Genomic DNA, 18,313 nt, shown 5'->3' with positions numbered 1-18,313 from the left:
TCGGGGTTGCAGGCGGCCACCGAGCGCCTGCAACAGCGTTACCGGTTGAACGGTCTGCCGGCTCAGCGCTTGCCGAACAGGCTGCCGCCCAGCTTCATGACATCGCCCAGGCCCAACTGCCCGTCGCCGTCCTGATCCAGCACGCTGGTCAGCAGGCCACCGGCGCCGGGGTTGCTGCGCACTTGCTGATGTTCCTGCGCCAGCGCGGAGCCGAGCTGGCTGCTGGCTGCGGTCTCGCCGCCCAGAAAGCGCTTGGCCAGATACGCCATTACGATAGGAGCGAGCAGCTGCAGCAGCTGGCTGGCCTTGCTGGTTTCCAGCCCGGTGGCCTGGCCCAGCCCGGCAGCGGCCTGCGGCGCCTTGTCGCCGAACAGGTGTCCGACGATTCCGGCACCGTTGCCCTGTGCACCGCTGGCTGAGCCGCCGAGCAGCGAGCCCAGCAGGCTACCGATGTCCGGGCTGGCAGCGTGGTCGCGTTGCAGGGCGCCCAGCAAGGCATCGGTGCCGCCGGCCTGCGGGCTATTGCGGCCCAGCGCGCCCATCAACAGCGGCAGCGCGGTCTGCACGGCCGATTGCGCCTGCTCGGGCGCAATGCCCAGGCGGCCGGCGAGTTGCTGCAGCTGCGGGCCCTGCAATTGCGCGGCGAGTTGATCGGTCAATGAGGCGGACGTGGTCATCGGAAGGTTTCCTGTTGGATGAAGCGTTGCCGCAGGGTGCGCCCGTCGCGCCGACAGAGCAATCCATGCGGCATTGCGGCAGGTCAGCCGTTACGCACTGCACTTCTGCGGCCGCCGATTCCTGCAGCGCAATGCGTCCGCACGCGCAGCAAACGTCAATCACGGCAACTACGCTCTTACGAATCCCAAATCCCGACTCCCCAATCCCGGCACCTCAAAGCAACGCCTTCAACCGATACAGCGCCTCCAGCGCCTGCTTGGGCGTGAGCTCGTCCGGATCCAGGGCCTGCAGCGCTTCCTGCGCGGCGGAAGAGGGCGCGGTGAACAGCCCGAACTGTTGCGGCGCATCCAGCGCGGCCGGGGCCATCTGCGCGCTATGGCTTTCGCCGCCGCGCTGTTCCAGCTCCGCCAGGCGACGTCGCGCCTGGGTCACTGCCGCCTTCGGCAGGCCGGCCAACGCGGCCACCTGCAGGCCGAAGCTGCGATTGGCCGGGCCATCCTTCACTGCATGCATGAACACCAGGCGCTCGCCGTGTTCGACCGCATCCAGATGCACATTCGCAATGCCGCTGGCGCCGCCGCCATGCGACTCGTCGGCCAGCGCGGTGAGTTCGAAATAATGCGTGGCAAACAGCGTGTAGCAGCGATTGGTGTGCGCCAGATGGCGCGCCACCGCATCGGCCAGTGCCAGGCCATCGTAGGTGGAGGTGCCGCGGCCGATCTCGTCCATCAGCACCAGCGAGTGCGGCGTGGCGTGATGCAGGATGTAGCTGGTTTCGGCCATTTCCACCATGAAGGTGGATTGCCCGCGCGCCAGGTCGTCGCCGGCGCCGATGCGGGTGAGGATGCGGTCAATCGGCCCGATCACCGCGCGGCTGGCCGGCACGTAGCTGCCGATATGCGCCAACAGCACGATCAAGGCGTTCTGGCGCATATAGGTCGACTTACCGCCCATGTTCGGGCCGGTGATCACCAGCATGCGGCGGTCGCTGTGCAGATCCAGATCGTTGGGCTCGAACGGTTGGTCGCGTACTGCTTCCACGACCGGGTGACGGCCGCGTTCGATGCGCAGGCACGGCGCGCTACCGAGTTCCGGCTGCGACCAATCCAGCGCCTGCGCGCGTTCGGCAAAGCCGGCCAGCACGTCCAGTTCGCTGAGCGCGCCGGCGCAGCGCTTGAGGCCTTCCAGTTCGGTGCCTAGCGCATCCAGCAGGCCTTCGTACAACAGTTTTTCGCGCGATAGCGAACGCTCGCGCGCCGACAGCACCTTGTCTTCGAAACTCTTGAGTTCTTCGGTGATGTAGCGCTCGGCGTTGGTCAGCGTCTGCCGGCGGCTGTAGTGCAACGGGGCTTTCTCGGCCTGGCCCTTGCTGATCTCGATGTAGTAACCGTGCACGCGGTTGTAGCCGACCTTGAGCGTGGCGATGCCACTGCTGGCGCGTTCGCGTTGTTCCAGGTCGATCAAAAATTGATCGGCATTGGTGGACAGGCGGCGCAGCTCGTCCAGATCGGCGTCGTAGCCGGTGGCGATGACGCCGCCGTCGCTGAGTTTGAGCGGCGGTTGCTCGGCCACGGCGCTGATCAACAGATGCGCGGTGGCATCGTGTTCGCCGAGTTCGGCAAACAAGGTCTGCAGTCGCGGCGAATCCAGCGGTGCCAGGATCGCGCGCACCTTCGGCAACAGCGCCAGGCCGTCGCGCAGGGTGGAAAAGTCGCGCGGGCGCGCCGAACGCAATGCCACGCGGGTAAGAATGCGTTCCAGATCGCCAAGTGCGCGGAAGGCTTCGCGCACGTCGGCATCGGCGCCCGCGTCGATCAAGGTGCCGACCGCATGGTGGCGTTGCACCAGCACCTCGCGCAGGCGCAGCGGGCGGTGCAGCCAACGCCGCAGCAGGCGTCCGCCCATCGGCGTGACGGTGCTGTCCAACACGCCAAGCAAGGTATTGCGCGTGTCGCCATCGACGCGCGTATCCAGCTCCAGATGCCGGCGCGTGGCCGCGTTCATCGAGATCGCCTCGCTGGCCACTTCCATCGCAATGGAAGTCAGGTGCGGCAGACGTTGTTTCTGGGTCTCTTCGACATACCCAAGCAATGCGCCGGCCGCTGCGGTGGCGCAGGGTTTGTCGTCGATGCCGAAGCCGGACAGATCGTGCAGTTTGAAGAACGCCAGCAGCTGCCGACGACCGCTATCGGCATCGAACAACCACGGCGGCCGACGCCGCACACCGATGCGCCCGCGCAGGAATTCCGGCCAGTTGTCCTCGTCGGGCACCAGCAGCTCGGCCGGCTCCAGACGCGCGATCTCCGCTTCCAGCGCATCCACGCTGTCCACTTCGTTGACCAGGAAGCGCCCGCCGGCCAGATCGGCCCAGGCCAGGCCGTAACCTTGCTTGCTGCGCGAAATTGCCATCAGCAAGGTGTCGCGGCGCTCGTCCAGCAATGCCTCGTCGGTGACCGTGCCCGGCGTGACGATGCGTACCACCTTGCGCTCGACCAGGCCCTTGGCCAGCGCCGGGTCGCCGATTTGCTCGCAGATCGCCACCGACTCGCCCAATGCCACCAGTCGCGCCAGATAGCCTTCGTAGGCGTGTACCGGCACGCCCGCCATCGGAATCGGCGCACCGCCGGAGCTGCCGCGCTGGGTCAGGGTGATATCGAGCAGGCGCGCCGCCTTGCGCGCATCGTCGTAGAACAGCTCGTAGAAATCGCCCATACGAAAGAACAGCAGCAGGTCGGGGTAGTCCGACTTGGCCGCGAAGAATTGCTTCATGAGCGGTGTGTGCTCGGGAGCACCGGTGCTGATCTTGGTCTTGTCTTTGCTGTCGGCGGTGTGCAAGCAACGTCCTTCCGGAATCTGACTGCTGCGCAGGTGCGTGGCGCACTGCGGTGGCGGGGGTGTTGGTGTGCCAGGTCTGCGACCCATGCATGCGGCGGTTGCGGCAGCGGCCGCGCAGGCTGGATGGGCCGGATTGCCGCAATGACCGGCGCGGGCATGGCGGTGGAGGGCAAGTTTAAGCCGAGCGGCGCTCAATCCCCAATCGTCGCGCCGGCGTGGTGTCGCATGGTCGTGCCTTGGAGGCAACGCTGCGGGCAACAGGCCGCGCCTGCGCTGTCGAGCGACCTTGCAGCTGGCCGTCGCCGTTCGTTGAGCCGGGCGGCCGGATGGTAAGCCGTGCACGAAGAAGGCCGGCTGTTCGCACAGCCGGCCTTGTGAGCATGCGTTCTGATGTTCTGGAACGGCTGCTGCTGCACCTTCTATTTTTTAGAATTCTTGCCAGTCCGCGCCGTCGCTCGCTGCGGTGGCTACCGCGGCCGCCGGCCGGGTAGTGCGCCGGGACGGGCTCGCCGCGCTGCGGGTTGGCGTTGCAGCAGGCGCGGCTTTGGGGCGCAGCACGGTCGGCGCTGCGGTGCGTACGGCAGCAGGGCGTTCGGCTTCGATCTTGAAGATCGACACCGCCTGCGTGAGTTCCCCGGCCTGTTCTTCCATCGAACGTGCGGCGGCGGTGGCTTCTTCCACCAGTGCGGCATTTTGCTGGGTGGCTTCGTCCATCTGGGTGACGGTGAGGTTGACCTGTTCGATGCCGGCCGACTGTTCCTGCGAGGCAGCGGAAATCTCGCCCATGATGTCGGTGACGCGCTGCACGCTGGCGACGATTTCCGCCATGGTGGTGCCGGCGGTGTGCACCAGGGTGGAGCCTTCGGTCACACGCTGTACCGAATCGTCGATCAGGCGCTTGATCTCCTTGGCCGCTGCCGTGGAGCGCTGCGCAAGCGTGCGTACTTCGCTGGCCACCACGGCAAAGCCGCGGCCTTGCTCGCCCGCGCGCGCCGCTTCCACCGCCGCGTTGAGCGCCAGGATGTTGGTCTGGAAGGAGATGCCGTCGATGACGCTGATGATGTCGGCGATCTTTTTCGACGATGCCTCGATGCCGCTCATGGTGCCCACGACCTTGCTGACGATATCGCCGCCCTGCGAGGCCACGCTGGCGGCACCGATCGCCAGTTGATTGGCCTGGCGTGCGTGTTCGGCATTCTGGCGCACGGTGGAGGTGAGTTCTTCCATCGATGCGGCGGTTTCTTCCAGGTTGGCGGCCTGCTGTTCGGTGCGCTGCGACAGGTCCTGATTGCCGGCAGCAATCTCGCTGGCGGCGGTATTGATCGATACCGCCGAATGCTGGATGCGCCCGACGATTTCGGCCAGCTGCGTGGCGGTGGCATTGGCGTCGTCGCGCATCTGCGCGAACACACCCTTGAAGTCGCCGGTCATCCGCGCGGTCAGGTCGCCCGCGGCGATGGACTGCAGCAGTGCCGACAGCGATTGCAGGTTGCCGTCTGCAGTGGCCATCAGCTGGTTGAGGCTGTCGACCATGAGGTGGAAGTCGTACTGGAAGCGGTCGGCATCGCCACGCGCGCTGAAGTCGCCGTTGGCTGCGGACAGCGCCAGCTGCTTGATTTCCGCATTCATCGCCGAAAGATTGGCCTTGACTTCGTGCATGGTCTGCGTGAGCACGGCCTTTTCGCCAGGCAACACGTCCATGCTGACGCTCAAATCGCCGATGGCGTAGCGGCCCATGATGCGGGCCAGCGTGGTCTGCACTTCAAGATGTGAGGCGACCAGCGTGTTGGTGTCCTGCGCCATGCGGCCGTAGTCGCCGGGGAATGCATTGGCGTCGATCCGGAAACTGGTCTGCCCTTCGTCATGTCGCTTGGCCATGTCGGCCTGCGCGCGCAACAGCGACTGCAACTGTGTCTGCATGCCGCTCATGGCACGCAGCAGGCGACCGGTTTCATCCTGCGCGTCGGTTTGCACCTGGTTATCCAGCTGGCCATTGGCGATGGCCTCGGCGGCCTTGGTGGCGCGCGCGAGCGGGTGGGTCAGGCTGCGCGTGATCAGCCAGGCGAGCAGGACGCTGATGGTGACCACGGCCACGCCGCCGATCAGCAGCACCAACTTGGCGCGGGTCATGGACTGCACTGCTTCGGTGTAGGCCTGCCGGCTCTGTTCTTCCTGCCGGCTGACCAGCTGACGGATCTTGTCCTGCCAGGCTGCGTTGGCTTGGCTCCCCTTCTCGTTGAGCAATGCCTGCGCCGGGCCGTTGTCGTCATGGGCGGCGAGTGCCATTACTTCATCGTTGATCTTGCCGGAAATGGCGCGTCGCGCATCCATCTCTGCGCGAATCTTGCGGCCTTCTTCGGAGCTGGGCAGCGTATCGAGCTTTTCGCGCAGTTCCTTGTAGCGCTGGCGTTGCGCCTTGATCGCTGCCAACGCCTGTGCGTCAAGTTCGGCGCTGGTGGCCATGGCGTAGGTGCCCAACGCGATCATGATCGAGGAGTTGGCATCCAGCATGCCGTTGCCGAGCTGGATCTTGGCCATGCGGTCCAGCACGATGAAGTCCAGCTGCTTTCTGGCGCTGACCATCGAGCTCAGCCCGATGGCAACAAGCAGACCCGACAGGAGAATCATCAAGCCGAACGCGGCGCCCAGGCGATGGCCGACGGAATAGCGTTGGAGTAAGGCAGTCATGCGGCAATCCCGGATACGAAGTCGAAGGGTGCCGTCGGGGCAGTTGCGTGAAGAACGCATGAGTGTCGGGCCGGCACCGTGGATAACGACGCACCGATAGGAAACTTGACCCTACGGTACCGCTCGGATTTAGGCCCAGGTTGTGAACGGCAGCAGTCGGGAATCGCCCGACTGGCGCGTGCTGCACGAACACGCGCAGACTGCGAAAACGAGCGGCTCGGGTGCGCTCACCAAGGCCGCCGACTGCTACACGGCGTCGTTGCGGCCGCCACGCTAAAGTCGCCGGTCACACAGTAGCTACGACACGCCGCACATGGATAACCGTAATCAGGAATGGATGCACGCCGTCACCGATGCGCTCAGCGATCTGCTGGCTGCACGCGTTGCGCAAGCCACGCTGCTGGAAGCCATGCTGGTCTCGCATCCCGACCCGGTCGCCTTGAGAAAGGCCTGGGACGAACTGTCGTCCCAGCGCATCGCAGTGGTGGCACAGAACAAGGCAGTCGCCGCGGTGGAACGGCCAATGGACGAATACACGCTGGAACAATTCCAGGCATGGGAAGAGAAGTTCCGCCGCTACTTTCCGCGCGATGTGGACCTGCGATAGGTGCGCGAACGAGCGTTGTCGCCGTCGTTAAAAAAAATACAGCAAGCGAGGGTGCGCAGTGCATTTGCTCGACGCGTGCGTGCTTGTTCCGATGATGCACGCGGTGCACGAAGAAGCGGCCACGATTCTTGAGGTTCATCGACACCGCCGGGACAACGCGCGTAGTGGCCTTGAGCTTGGGGGCACGCCACAGCAGGCGGATCTCGTGCAGTGTTTCTTCCATTGTTTGAATCGCTCAACGTAGACCGCTGCTGCAGCAGATGAATCTGCAACAGCCTCGCTACCGCGTACGGTTGCCGGTCAGGGCGTTTCGATACCGGAGCGTGTGGCTCGTCGGTCAATGCACTGCTGCGACGTAGCCACCCGTGGACAGAATCAAGTCAGTGACAGACAAAATAAGGAGTCTGCGGACAATAGTGATGCCAAGACTTGGCTGGTGGTGGCCCGCCCACAGTGTCGTGCCGACTATGTTGGTTGTCGTCACCCAGCCCTTGTTTTGTCCTGCTCGCGAAGCTCACTTCGCGTGCGGAAGATGCACCGCCATGCAGGTGCTACATCGCAGCGTAGGACGGGGCAATCAGCCATACATTAACGAATGCGGGCGGCTCACTTCGCTCGCTGTTCGACGCCAGCCGCGCAGGCTCTTTGTGCGTGCAGTGCATTGCACACCCATGCGTTGCTTCGGAGTTAGGACTCTTTCGCTGTTGGAAAAGCTAAGATCGAAGTCTGTGCAAAGTGGGAAGCGCTAATGATCGATCGTCGTACCTTTCTTGCCACGGGTGTGGCTGCCGCTACCGCCAGCTTCAGTGCATCGGCGGCTCGGATCGTGCAGACGCCGCGCGCCAATGGGCCGGCGCCGTGGGGTGCGCTGCCCAGCGCGCGCCAGCTGCGCTGGCATCGGTGGGAGCAATACGCCTTCGTGCATTTTGCGATGAACACCTTCACCGACAAGGAATGGGGCTACGGCGACGAGGATCCGCGCAAGTTCGATCCCAGCGATTTTTCGCCCGATCAAATCGTCGCCGCGGCCAAAGCCGGCAATTTGAAGGGGCTTATTTTCACGGCCAAACACCACGATGGGTTCTGCCTGTGGCCGACCCGCTTGACCGAGCATTGCATTCGCAACTCGCCCTACAAGAACGGCAAGGGCGACATCGTCGGGGAGATGGCAGCGGCATGTCGACGCGCTGGCCTGGCGTTCGGCCTCTATCTTTCCCCCTGGGATCGTAACCACGCCGAGTACGGGCGCCCCGGCTATATCGACTATTTCCGCAAGCAGATCGTCGAACTCTGCACCGGCTATGGCGATCTGTTCGAGTTCTGGTTCGACGGCGCCAATGGCGGCGACGGCTACTACGGTGGCGCACGCGAATCGCGCAAGATCGACGCGCCCGCTTACTACAACTGGCCACGGATGATCGAGCTGGTGCACCAGCACCAACCGATGTCCTGCACCTTCGACCCGCTCGGCGCCGATATCCGCTGGGGCGGCAACGAGGACGGCATCGCCGGCGATCCGAGCTGGCCGACCATGCCCAATGCCCCGTACACCCAGGAAAACGGCAATTCGGGCGTGCGCGGCGGGGCGCTGTGGTGGCCGGCCGAAACCAATACGTCGATCCGCCCGGGCTGGTTCTACCATGCTGACGAAGACGGCAAGGTGCGCAGCCCGGAAAACCTGGTGCGCTATTTCGACACCTCGGTCGCGCGCGGCACCAACATGAACCTCAATCTTCCGCCCGACCGACGCGGCCGCATTCCCGATCACGATGTGGCGGTACTGCAGAGTTTTGGCGATGCGATCCGCGCCAGCTTCGCCATCGATCTGGCCAAGGGTGCCAAGGCCAGCGCCAGTGCGTCGCGTGGTGCCGGGTTCGAGCCGGCGCGCGTGCTCGACCGCCAGCCGGACAGCTATTGGTCCACGCCGGACGCGGTCACTACGCCGACGCTGACGCTGGAGCTGTCGGCGGTGCACAGCTTCGACTTGATCCGGCTACGCGAGCACCTGCCGCTGGGCTTGCGCGTCACTCGCTTTGCGGTCGAAGCCGAGCTCGATGGACAATGGCGGCGGCTGGCAGAAGCGCAGTGCATCGGTGCGCAGCGCATCTTGCGGCTGGATCGACCGATCGCCGCGCGCCGGGTGCGCCTGGTCGTGCTGGATGCACCGGTGTGCCCGGCGATCAGCGAATTCGCGCTCTTCCGTGCCGTGGCACCAGTGCCGGTCGCGCGGCCGACGGCGACCGCGCCGGACGTGCTGTCCAGCGCTGGCTGGCGCATCGTCGAGGCCAGCGCGCCAGGAGCGGACAAGTTGCTCGACGACGATGCCAGCACGATCTGGGTCACGCCCGCGCCTACGCCTGGTCATCCTGTGCAGGCGACCATCGACCTCGGCGCGCTGCGTCAGGTTGCCGGTTTCAGCCTCACGCCCTCGCGCGCGGTGATGACCGGTGCTGCGCCACCGAAGGGCTATCGCGCCGAAACCAGCGAAGATGGCCAGCACTGGCAGCCGGCCGGCGCCGGCGAGCTGTCCAATATCGCCTATGCGCTCTCTACCCAGCGGCTGAATTTCCCCGAGGTCCGCCAGATCCGCTACCTGCGGCTGTCGTTCGCGGAAACCGCAGTGCCCGCCGAGCGGCTGGCGATTGCGGGGATCGGTGCTTTCTCGCGCTTGCGATGAAAGAGTGCACTCCCGCGCGGCCCTGTGCCGCGTGGCAAGAGCATCGAGTAAGTGGGTTTGTTTGAGGATGCCAGGGATGTCGTACGCAGATGAAACTCTGCGCACGATCCTTATACCTGGGTGACCTACTCGATGATGCAGAGGCATTGCCGACATGCCGATGCAAGAGCTCGGTCAAGGTCTGAAGTCAGCGCACTGCCGATGCCGCGGCTGGCCCCGGCAATGCCATAGCTTCCATCGCATTGCGTAACAATTGCCGCGTCTTTAAACCACCGCCGCACGTGCTTTCACAGCATCCGCGTGCAGGCGCAGCGTGGCCGAGGTCAGTCCGGGCACGCTTGCCTGAAACACGATGTCGCCGCTGTTGCGCGTGGTCTGCAACAGAGCCGCACACAAGCCATTGAACGCCTTGCGTTGTGGCACCTTGTCGTCCTCGTGGCTGCTGGGGTCGCCGTTGCCGACGCCGATCAGCCGCGCGGGGCCGCGTAGGGTGAACTGCACCTGGTTGTCGGCGGTTGGTACCAGGCGGCCTTGTGCATCGACAATCTCCACCTTCACCACGGCGACATCTTCGGCATCGGCACGCAGCGCGTTGCGGTCGCAGCTCAAGCGGAGCGCCGCCGGCTTGCCGACAGTTTCACGGCGTTCGGTACGCACCAGCTTGCCGCCGCGATACCCGCGCGCTTCGATCACGCCCGGTGCATAGACCACGCGCCATTCGACATGGCCGTAGGCCGGTACCTGCTGCAGGCCCTGGCTGACGCCGTTGACCAGCAGTTCCACCGCCTCGAGATTGCTGTGGCACCAGACGTCGATCCGGCCATTGTCGTCGGGTTGCAGCAGACCGTCCCAGTTCCAGTGCGGGAACAGGTGCAGCACCGGTTCGCTGGTCCATTGCGCGCGGTAGTACCAGTAGTTGTCCTTGGGAAAGCCGCAGCTGTCGAGCACGCCGAATTGCGAGGCGACATTCGGCCAGCGGTTATACGGCGTGGGTTCGCCGCGGTAGTCGAAGCCGGTCCAGATAAAGCCGCCGGCGATGTACGGGCGCTGCGCGACATAGCTCCACCAGGCTTCGGCGGTGCTGGCCCACCAGGGGTGGTCGAGGTCGTAGGCGCGGGTGTAGCCGCGCTTCTCGTCGCGCTGATAGTTGCCGCGTACCGACACGGTGCTGCCGGTTTCGCTGCCGTAGATCGGAATGTTGGGGTACTGCGCGTGGAAGCCGTCCATCTGGCTGGTGCGGTAATTGAAGCCGACCACATCGACTACCTGGCCCACGCCATCGCCGAAGCCTTTATCCATGGCAAAGGTGGTGGGGCGGGTGGGGTCGAGCTGGCGCACGCGTTGTTGCATGCGGGCGACGATACGTGCGCCGCGCTCGGTGACCTGCTGCGGCTCTTCATTGCCCAGCGACCACAGGATGACGCTGGGATGGTTGCGGCCGCGCCGCACCATCGTCTCCAGTTCGCCCATGGCCTCCGGGTCGGTGGACATGCGCCGGGTTTCTTCGATGACGAACATGCCCAGTTGGTCGCACAGCGCGAGCAGTTCCGGCGTGGCGGGATTGTGCGAACTGCGATAGGCGTTGCAGCCCATCGACTTGAGCTGGCGCAGGCGCCATTCGTGCAAGGCGTCCGGAATGGCGGTGCCGACTCCGGCATGATCCTGGTGATTGTTGGTGCCGTGCAGCTTGAGCGGTGCGCCATTCAACAAAAAGCCACGCTGTGCATCGAAGGCGATGCTGCGCACGCCGAATGGCGTGACCAGCGCATCGACCGCCTTGCCGTCGCTGTGCACGCTGGTGGTCAGGCTGTAGAGCTGCGGGGTGTCGATCGACCACAGTGCGGCCTGCCCAAGTGGCAGGGTCTGTTCGACCACCTGCACCTGGCCGGGCGCAACCGTGATTGCCGCGCTGGCCGCCTGCGCCACGGTGCGTCCGTCCGGTGCGGTGATGCGCGCCTGCACCACACACTGGCGCGGCGCGGTGCCGTCGTTGCGCACTTCGGTGGAAAGTTGCGCAGTGGCATTGCCGTCCTGCACGGTGCTGCGCACGAACACGCCATCTTGTGGCAGATGCAGCGGGTCGGTCTTCTGCAGCCACAGATGCCGATAGATGCCGGCACCTTCGTAAAACCAGCCTTCGCCCAGCGTGGCATCCACGCGAAGGGCGATGAGGTTGGGCTTGCCGTAGTCGAGCACTTCGCTGAGGTCGACCTCGAAGCCGCAGTAGCCGCTCGCGTTACGGCCCACGATATGGCCGTTGCAGAACACAACGCACTCGCGGAACACGCCATCGAACACCAGGCAAATGCGCTTACCCAGATCGCTTGCCGGAATCTGCAGCGTGCGCCGGTACCAGCCCACGCTGTTCTCCGGGAAACTGGTGCCCAGTGGCTTGTAGCCGTGTGCGGCGGCCGGGTCTTCCTCCGTCATCAAGGCGGAGATCGGCTCCTGCCGAAACGGCAGGCTGACGGCCCAGTCGTGCGGCAAGTCCACCTGCTGCCAGGCACTGTCGTCGAACGCCAGTTGCGCAGCAGTTGCGGTGTCCTTGCCGGCCTTGGCGAAGGTGCGCTGGAAGGTGCCGAACTCAAAGTCGCGCGATGCGTCGCTGGCGTGGCCGAAATGGAACCGCCAACCGAAGTCGAACAGCAGGCGCTCACGCGGCGCCAGTGCTGCATCGCCCAGTGCTGCTGTCGTTGAGTTGTTTTTCGCCGAAGCGGGGGCAGCTGTAGCGCCCGCCGAGACCAATGCGCCGGCTGCGCCCACCGGCAATGCAGCGCTCACGCCACTGGCCAGCATGCCGCGCAGTAACTCGCGCCGATTGATGCCGCTCATGGCTGCGTCCTCTTTCCGGTCTCTGCAGAACTGCCTGGTGTGCTCGCATCACGCGTGCTCGCGTCGGATTTATGCGACGCAGGTACACCTGTGTACGGGTGGCGCATGAAGTCGATTGCCGGCAACACCTCGTTGCCGTGTTTGAAGTCGAAGAAGCTGGCGTTTTCCCACGACGAACCAGTGCCCCAGCGCGTCTTGCAGCTGCTGCTGGTCCATGCCGGCTCCCAATACACCACGCCGGCACCGCCGGTATCGATGACCAGTTGGGTCAGGTCGATCATGTACTTGGACTGCCCTTGCGGCGTGGCCGGGTAGCCGGCAATCAGCGAGTCTTCGCCAAGCAGGTTGAGCGAGGTATCGCCGGATTCCAGCGTCCACGGATACGCGGTTTCCACCACCACCACGTCTGCATCGTAGCGGCCACGCAGGCGCTTGATGGTCTTGCCCAGTTCGGCCATCGAGTGCGTGGACCACTTGCGGTAGTAGCTGATGCCGATCAGATCGAAATCGGTGACGCCGGCCTTGGTGGCGGCGGCGAACCACGGCTCCACATTTTCCGGTTGGGCGATATGCAGCATCACCCGCGGCTTGATCGCGGAGCGCGCGCCGATGTCGCGCACCGCCTTGATGCCGGCGTTGAACAGCTTGGCGTTGCGCTGCCAGTTGATCGGGCGCTTCTTGTCCCAGGGCGTGCTGTCCATCAGGTCGGAATTGCTTTCGTTGCCCACCTGCACCAGCTCCGGCATCAGGCCGGCGCGGTCGAGCGCGCTGAGCGTGTCGTAGGTGAAGCCGTAGAGCGTGCGCGCCAGCTCGTCGGTGTCGGTGATGCTGGCCCAGGCCTTGGGAATCAGCTGTTTTTCGCCGTCGGCCCAATCGTCGGAGTAGTGCAGGTCCAGCAGCACCTGCATGCCTTGCGCGCGTGCACGCGCAATGGTTTTCTTGACGTCGGACAGGTCGCTGTACTTGGTCCAGCGTGCATCGTTCCACAAGCGCACACGCACCAGGTTGGCGCCGTGTGCGTGGAAGAGTTCGAACGGATCGGTGACCACGCCGTTCTCGCGGTAGTGCACGCCGCATTCCTCCATCTCGTTGACGTAGGACAGGTCCGCGCCGAGATACAGCGTGGCGGGAGCGGGCGCGGCGTGTGCGAAGGTGGAGATGGCCAGCGCCAGTAGCGCGGGCGTCCAGAGACGGCCTGGTGAGCGCATGCAATTCCTCGACAAATCAAACGTGGAGCGGGTGACAGCATGCCGCAGGCGGCCGTGCTGCTGCGCGGGGCTGTGCAGAATCCAAACCTAGGTTGCAGATTGGATTCCACACAGCGGCCGCGGTGTTGTGCAGGTGTTTTGCTGGCTGCGCTTAGAACCGGTAGGTGGCTTCCAGCTGGTAACGGCGGCCGAACAGCTGGTAGCCGCCATCGTCCTGATTGGCCAGGCGGTTGGGCTTGTTGTCGGTGTAGGCGCGCAGCGGCTCGTTGGTGAGGTTGCCGGCCTGGAAGCGGAAGCCGAGCTGCTTGCTGTACTGCCAGTTCAGGCTCAGATCCACCGTGCCTTCGCTCTGCAGGCGTGCCAGACGCGCGGCATTCCAGCCGTACACCACCGTGTAGGGGCTGTGGTACTTGTAGCCCACGCGCGCTTCGAAGGTGCCGTTGCTGTACCACAGGTCGAAGGTGCCGGTCTTGCGTGCCAGGCCGCTGAGCGGCAGCGGGTTGTCTTCCGGGGAGAATTCCTTGAGGTTGGAATCCACCAGCGAATAGTTCGAGTAGACGCCGAAGTTTTCCATGTGCGGGATGAAGAAGAACGGCGTCTGGAAGGTGAGCTCCACGCCATTGATATGCCCGCCGCCGCCGTTGAACGGCGCGCTGACCAGGTAATCCAGGCCGTTGATCACTTCGCGGTCGGTGCGGTAGCCGATGCTCGAATCCACTTCCTTGCGGTACACGGCCAGCGCGGCGAGCGCTTCCTTATGGAAGTACCACTCGTAAGAGACGTCGACCTGGGTGGCCTTGAACGGGTCCAGCTGCGGGTTGCCGCCGCTGCCGGTGAGCTGGCCGACGGTGACGGTGGGGTCGTCCAGGCGGCGGCCGGTGCGCAGCTCGTCCAGCGGCGGACGCGCGATGACCTTGGCCACGGCGAAACGCAAGATCCGCTGATCGTCGATCAGGAAATTGAGCGTGGCGCTGGGCAGGACGTCGGTGTATTCCTTGCTGTCGGTGCTGGCCTGGATGGTGTTGCCGATCGAATCGAACCCGTCGCTGGTGGTCTTGGTGTTGACCAGGCGTACGCCGACATTACCGGTGACATCGGTACCGAACAGCTGCGAGCTGAAGACCGCTTTGGCGAAGGCTTCGCGCACGTCTTCCTTGACGTTCCAATGGTCGAGCAGTTGCTCGTCGAGCGTGCGTGGATCGAAACCGCCAAATCCAACCCGCGCGATCTCGGCCATGTTGCCGCCGGTCAGCGTGGGCACGTTCAAGTCCGGCATGGTGACCGGGTAGATCAGGCCCTGGTACGCCGAGATCGGCTGATCGTAGCCGGACTGGTTGCTGAGGAAGCGACGGTTCTGCTTTTCGCGACGCGCAGCGCGTGCGCCCAATTCCAGCGAGGTAAACGGGCCGGCGTCCACCGCACGGCTGGCATTGAGTGCCAGCGCGGCGATCTTGTCGCGCAGTGCCTGCGGCTCGTTCTGCCCGGCAATGCCGTATTCGGGCGTGTCCGAGCTGGTGCTGATGGTGGGCGTGACGCTGCGACGGAAATCGAACGACACCGTGTCCGGATTGCTGCCGAAACGCACCGCCTGCCAGGTGTTGTCGCGCTTGGCCTGCGAGAACGACAGGTCGCTGCCCAGGGTCCACACATCGCCGTTCCACTTGGCATTCAATCCGCCGGCGGTCAGCGTCTTGACCTCGTTGTAGTGGCTGACCACATGGTCGACCTGCAGGTTCGAGTTGGCCAGGGTGCCGGCCACCACATCGCCATCGACGATGGTGTAGGACGAGCCGGGCGTGGTGTAGGGGTTGGTGCTGCCAGAGAACGTGCTGAAGGCCAGGTCGTTGAACCAGTTCTGCAGCTGGTCTTCGTCGATTTCGATGCGCGAATACAGGCCGTCGAATTTCAGTTCGAAATTGCCCGAGCGCCACTGCACGGTGCCCATCGCGCCGGTGCGGGTCTGATCGATCAGCTTGAGCTGGTCGGCCGCGCCGAACGGGGTCGGGTCCACGGTGCCGTCGCCATCCACATCGCGCGAGGTGGTGGCATCGGTATAGCCCCAGCTGCCGATCGAGGAACTGGCGTTCTTCTGCTTCTGGTAGGTGGCGCCCAGCGCAACGGCGAGGTTGTCGTTGATCTTGTGCACCCAGCTGGCGCCGAAGCGGCTGCCCCACGGCGTGTAGCCGTCCACATCCTTGGCGTGGTCGTAGAACACCGGGCCGGCAGTGCCGACAAAGCCCGGCCCGGTGTAGTCGAGCGGGCTGATGGTGGAGATGTCCACGGTGGCAGCAAGACCGCCGGCGACCAGATCCGCCGACTGGGTCTTGTAGACCTTGACGGTGGAGACGATCTCGGTGGGGAACACTTCCCAGCGCACCGCACGATTGGGCTCGGAGGAGGCGATTTCGCGACCGTTGACGGTGCCCATGGTCATGCGCGGGCCCAGGCCGCGCACGGTGGCCAGGCTCTCGTTGCCGCGGTCGCGGGTGCCGTTGACGCCGGGCAGGCGCACCAGCGCTTCGGCCACGGTGACATTGGGCATCTGGCCCATGTTGTCTGCGGAAATCACTTCCATGACGTGGTCGGACATCTGCTTGGCTTGCACGGCCTGATTCAGGCTGGCGCGCTGGCCGATCACGGTGATGTTGTCCAGCGTCACCGGTGCCGGCGCGTTGGTGGCAGCGGTGTTGCTGTCGCCGGCCGGCGGCGCGGCGGGAGCGCTGTCCTGGGCGTGGGCGCTGAACGCGGTGGCCAGCACGCAGGCAATGGTGGTGCAGAGGATGTCGCGAACAGGCGTGCGGCGCAGGCGCCGGCTGGCCGGTTGGCCGGTGTGGTGAACAGGCATCGGTTGATCCCTCCCAGGACAAAATGACCGAATAAGGTGGTGGCTGCTGGTGCGGCCAGCCGGCATGGAGCGGGTCTGGCGCCTCCGCGCGGGCGTGGCGGGTGGTGCGGTGCGGTGCGGCGTTATAGGCGATGTGTGTTCGTTTGCGTGGCGCTGGCAACGCGATGGAGCGCGCTGGCGTCCCCCTGTCCTGCATGTGTCCGCTTCAGGGTAGAAGCGCAAGCCATTCCATTCCAATGAAGCATTTTGCGGGAGCTATCTCGGCTTGGAATGCTGCGGTGCAGCGATAGCGCCTGCTTGTTCACAGTGGTTGAGTGAGTGGTGACGCACGCGCGGAGAGTTGTAGCGCTGGGGCTGGCGAACGGTTGGGTTCGGCGGAAGCGGTTGTCACTGGTGTCGTCGGTGCCCACGGAGAGGGCGCGTTAGATCGGCTACTGGTATGTGCAAGTATGTGCAAGAAGCACTCGTGTATGTCGCTTCTATTGTCGGTCGGCGCACCGCCGACTCTCGATTCCCGATTCCCCAACAACCTAACCCGCACTCGCCGGCAGACGCGGCAACGCCGGAAACGCGCGCTGCACGCAGTCGCTGCGCTCGCAGGTCAGGCAGCCCGGGCCGATCGGCACTGCATCGTCCACCGCATTCAGATCCCAGCCGCGTGCATACACCAGCTGGTTGGCATGGCGCAGGTCGCAACCCATCGCCAGCGCAAAGGTCTTGCGCGGGCGGCCGTAGCCGGGAGCGCCGCTGCTGACCTGGCGGGCCAGCCAGAAATAGCGCCGGCCATCGGGCATGCGCGCGATCTGGGTCAGGATGCGGTCGGGCTGGTTGAACGCTTCGTACACGATCCACAGCGGGCAGGCGCCGCCGACATGCGAAAAGTGGAAATCGGTGGCCGAGTGGCGCTTGGAGACATTGCCGGCGCGGTCCACCCGCATGAAGAAGATCGGCAACCCGGCTGCACCGCGTCGCTGCAGGGTGCTCAAGCGATGGCACACCGCCTCGAAGCCCACCCCGAAGCGGTCCGCCAGCCATTCGATGTCGTAGCGCGAGGCCTGCGCGCTGTGCAGGAACGCGCTGTACGGCATCACCAGCGCGCCGGCGAAATAGTTCGACAGGCCAATGCGCGACAGCGCGATGCGCTCGGCATCTTCGAACCCGGCATCGGCGATGCGCGCCTCCAGCAGCGGGGCGCATTCCAGCAAGGCCAAATGCGCGGCCATCTGGAACGCCTGCTGGCCGGGCCGCAGATGGGCGGGCAGCCACAGCACACGCGCCTGGGTGTCCACGCTGCGTTTGTCGCTGTGCAGGTCGGCGGCCTCCTGCACCAGCAGGCCGTGGCGGTCGGCCAGGCGCTGGCGCAGCCGCAGCGGCAGGTTTTCCGGGGTCAGGCCGAGTTCGGCGTAGAGCGCTTCGGCGCGCTCGTCCAGTTCGGGCAGATAGTTGTGCGCGCGGTTGAAGTAGTCGCGCACCTGCTCGCCGGGCGATAGCGACGGTATCGCCGCGTGCTCGACCCCGATCTGCAGCTCCAGCGCGGCATTGCGTTCGAGCAGGTGCCGATGGGCGCGGTGCAGGTCCAGCAGCGCCTGCGCCACCTGCGGCAGATTGCCGGTGAGCGCACGCAGCTCGGCCGGCAGCAGGGTGTGGCCCAGGCTGCGCAGCGCTTCGTCCAGCGGCTCGACCAGCGCGGCCGGGTCGTCCAGCTCCAGCAGGCCGTCCAGATCGCCCAGCGTGGCCTTGATCCGCTGCTGGATCGCCAGCGTCAGCGGGCGCTGGTTGCGCTCGATCTGGTTGAGATAGCTGGGCGAGAGCCCAAGCCGGCGCGCCAGTTCGGCCTGGGTCAGGCCGTGGCGCTGACGCAGCCGCTGCAGGCGCAGGCCAAGCTGGTGGCGGAGCAGGGGATGCGACTGGGGCATTCGCAAGATTCGCAAAATTGTGCCGCC

9 protein-coding genes and 1 pseudogene are annotated in these 18,313 nt (G+C 65.1%); 2 read left to right on the top strand and 8 right to left on the bottom strand.

The window, feature by feature from the left end; all coding sequences use genetic code 11:
• Positions 1 to 62: 62 nt before the first annotated feature.
• The 3 genes from A7D16_RS09875 to A7D16_RS09865 all read right to left on the bottom strand — a co-directional run bounded on the left by A7D16_RS09875 (position 63) and on the right by A7D16_RS09865 (position 6,201).
• Positions 63 to 677, bottom strand: coding sequence for a DUF937 domain-containing protein (locus A7D16_RS09875; RefSeq protein WP_064632185.1), 615 nt, complete (start codon positions 675 to 677; stop codon positions 63 to 65).
• 214 nt (positions 678 to 891) lie between these two features.
• Entirely contained in the window at positions 892 to 3,447 is a 2,556-nt protein-coding gene (gene mutS, locus A7D16_RS09870; RefSeq protein WP_374053777.1) for a DNA mismatch repair protein MutS, read from the bottom strand.
• Between the two features lie 492 nt (positions 3,448 to 3,939).
• Entirely contained in the window at positions 3,940 to 6,201 is a 2,262-nt protein-coding gene (locus tag A7D16_RS09865) for a methyl-accepting chemotaxis protein (protein ID WP_064632181.1), read from the bottom strand.
• 313 nt (positions 6,202 to 6,514) lie between these two features.
• Here A7D16_RS09865 and A7D16_RS09860 point away from each other — a divergent pair, with 313 nt between their 5' ends.
• Positions 6,515 to 6,808 carry a hypothetical protein gene (locus A7D16_RS09860; protein WP_064632179.1) on the top strand — a complete coding sequence of 98 codons (294 nt, stop codon included), beginning with the start codon at positions 6,515 to 6,517 and terminating at the stop codon, positions 6,806 to 6,808.
• 172 nt (positions 6,809 to 6,980) lie between these two features.
• On the opposite strand, the pseudogene A7D16_RS22485 reads toward A7D16_RS09860, so the two are convergent.
• Positions 6,981 to 7,140 (bottom strand): annotated as a pseudogene (locus A7D16_RS22485) (IS5/IS1182 family transposase); the annotation flags it as partial.
• A gap of 416 nt (positions 7,141 to 7,556) precedes the next feature.
• Between A7D16_RS22485 and A7D16_RS09855 the strand changes: the two are divergent.
• Complete coding sequence (locus tag A7D16_RS09855) at positions 7,557 to 9,485, top strand: alpha-L-fucosidase (protein ID WP_064632177.1); 1,929 nt, start codon at positions 7,557 to 7,559, stop codon at positions 9,483 to 9,485.
• Between the two features lie 264 nt (positions 9,486 to 9,749).
• On the opposite strand, the gene galA is transcribed toward A7D16_RS09855, so the two are convergent.
• The 4 genes from galA to A7D16_RS09835 form a co-directional block, all read right to left on the bottom strand.
• Positions 9,750 to 12,317: a beta-galactosidase GalA gene (gene galA, locus A7D16_RS09850; RefSeq protein WP_064632175.1), complete on the bottom strand. Its 2,568-nt coding sequence runs from the start codon at positions 12,315 to 12,317 to the stop codon at positions 9,750 to 9,752.
• Positions 12,314 to 13,525 (bottom strand): glycoside hydrolase family 53 protein, encoded by a 1,212-nt coding sequence (locus tag A7D16_RS09845; RefSeq protein ID WP_064632173.1) that lies wholly within the window; start codon positions 13,523 to 13,525, stop codon positions 12,314 to 12,316. Before A7D16_RS09845 ends, galA begins: the two co-directional genes overlap by 4 nt.
• A 151-nt stretch (positions 13,526 to 13,676) precedes the next feature.
• On the bottom strand, positions 13,677 to 16,370 hold the full coding sequence (locus A7D16_RS09840) for a TonB-dependent receptor (protein ID WP_064632170.1): 2,694 nt from the start codon (positions 16,368 to 16,370) through the stop codon (positions 13,677 to 13,679).
• A gap of 530 nt (positions 16,371 to 16,900) precedes the next feature.
• Positions 16,901 to 18,286 carry a helix-turn-helix domain-containing protein gene (locus A7D16_RS09835; RefSeq protein ID WP_064632168.1) on the bottom strand — a complete coding sequence of 462 codons (1,386 nt, stop codon included), beginning with the start codon at positions 18,284 to 18,286 and terminating at the stop codon, positions 16,901 to 16,903.
• Between the last annotated feature and the right edge of the window lie 27 nt (positions 18,287 to 18,313).

This window comes from Xanthomonas nasturtii, assembly GCF_001660815.1.
In the GTDB taxonomy this organism is placed as follows: domain Bacteria; phylum Pseudomonadota; class Gammaproteobacteria; order Xanthomonadales; family Xanthomonadaceae; genus Xanthomonas; species Xanthomonas nasturtii.
Note: the sequence above shows the minus strand (reverse complement) of the source record. Positions and strands in the feature narration are given on the sequence as shown.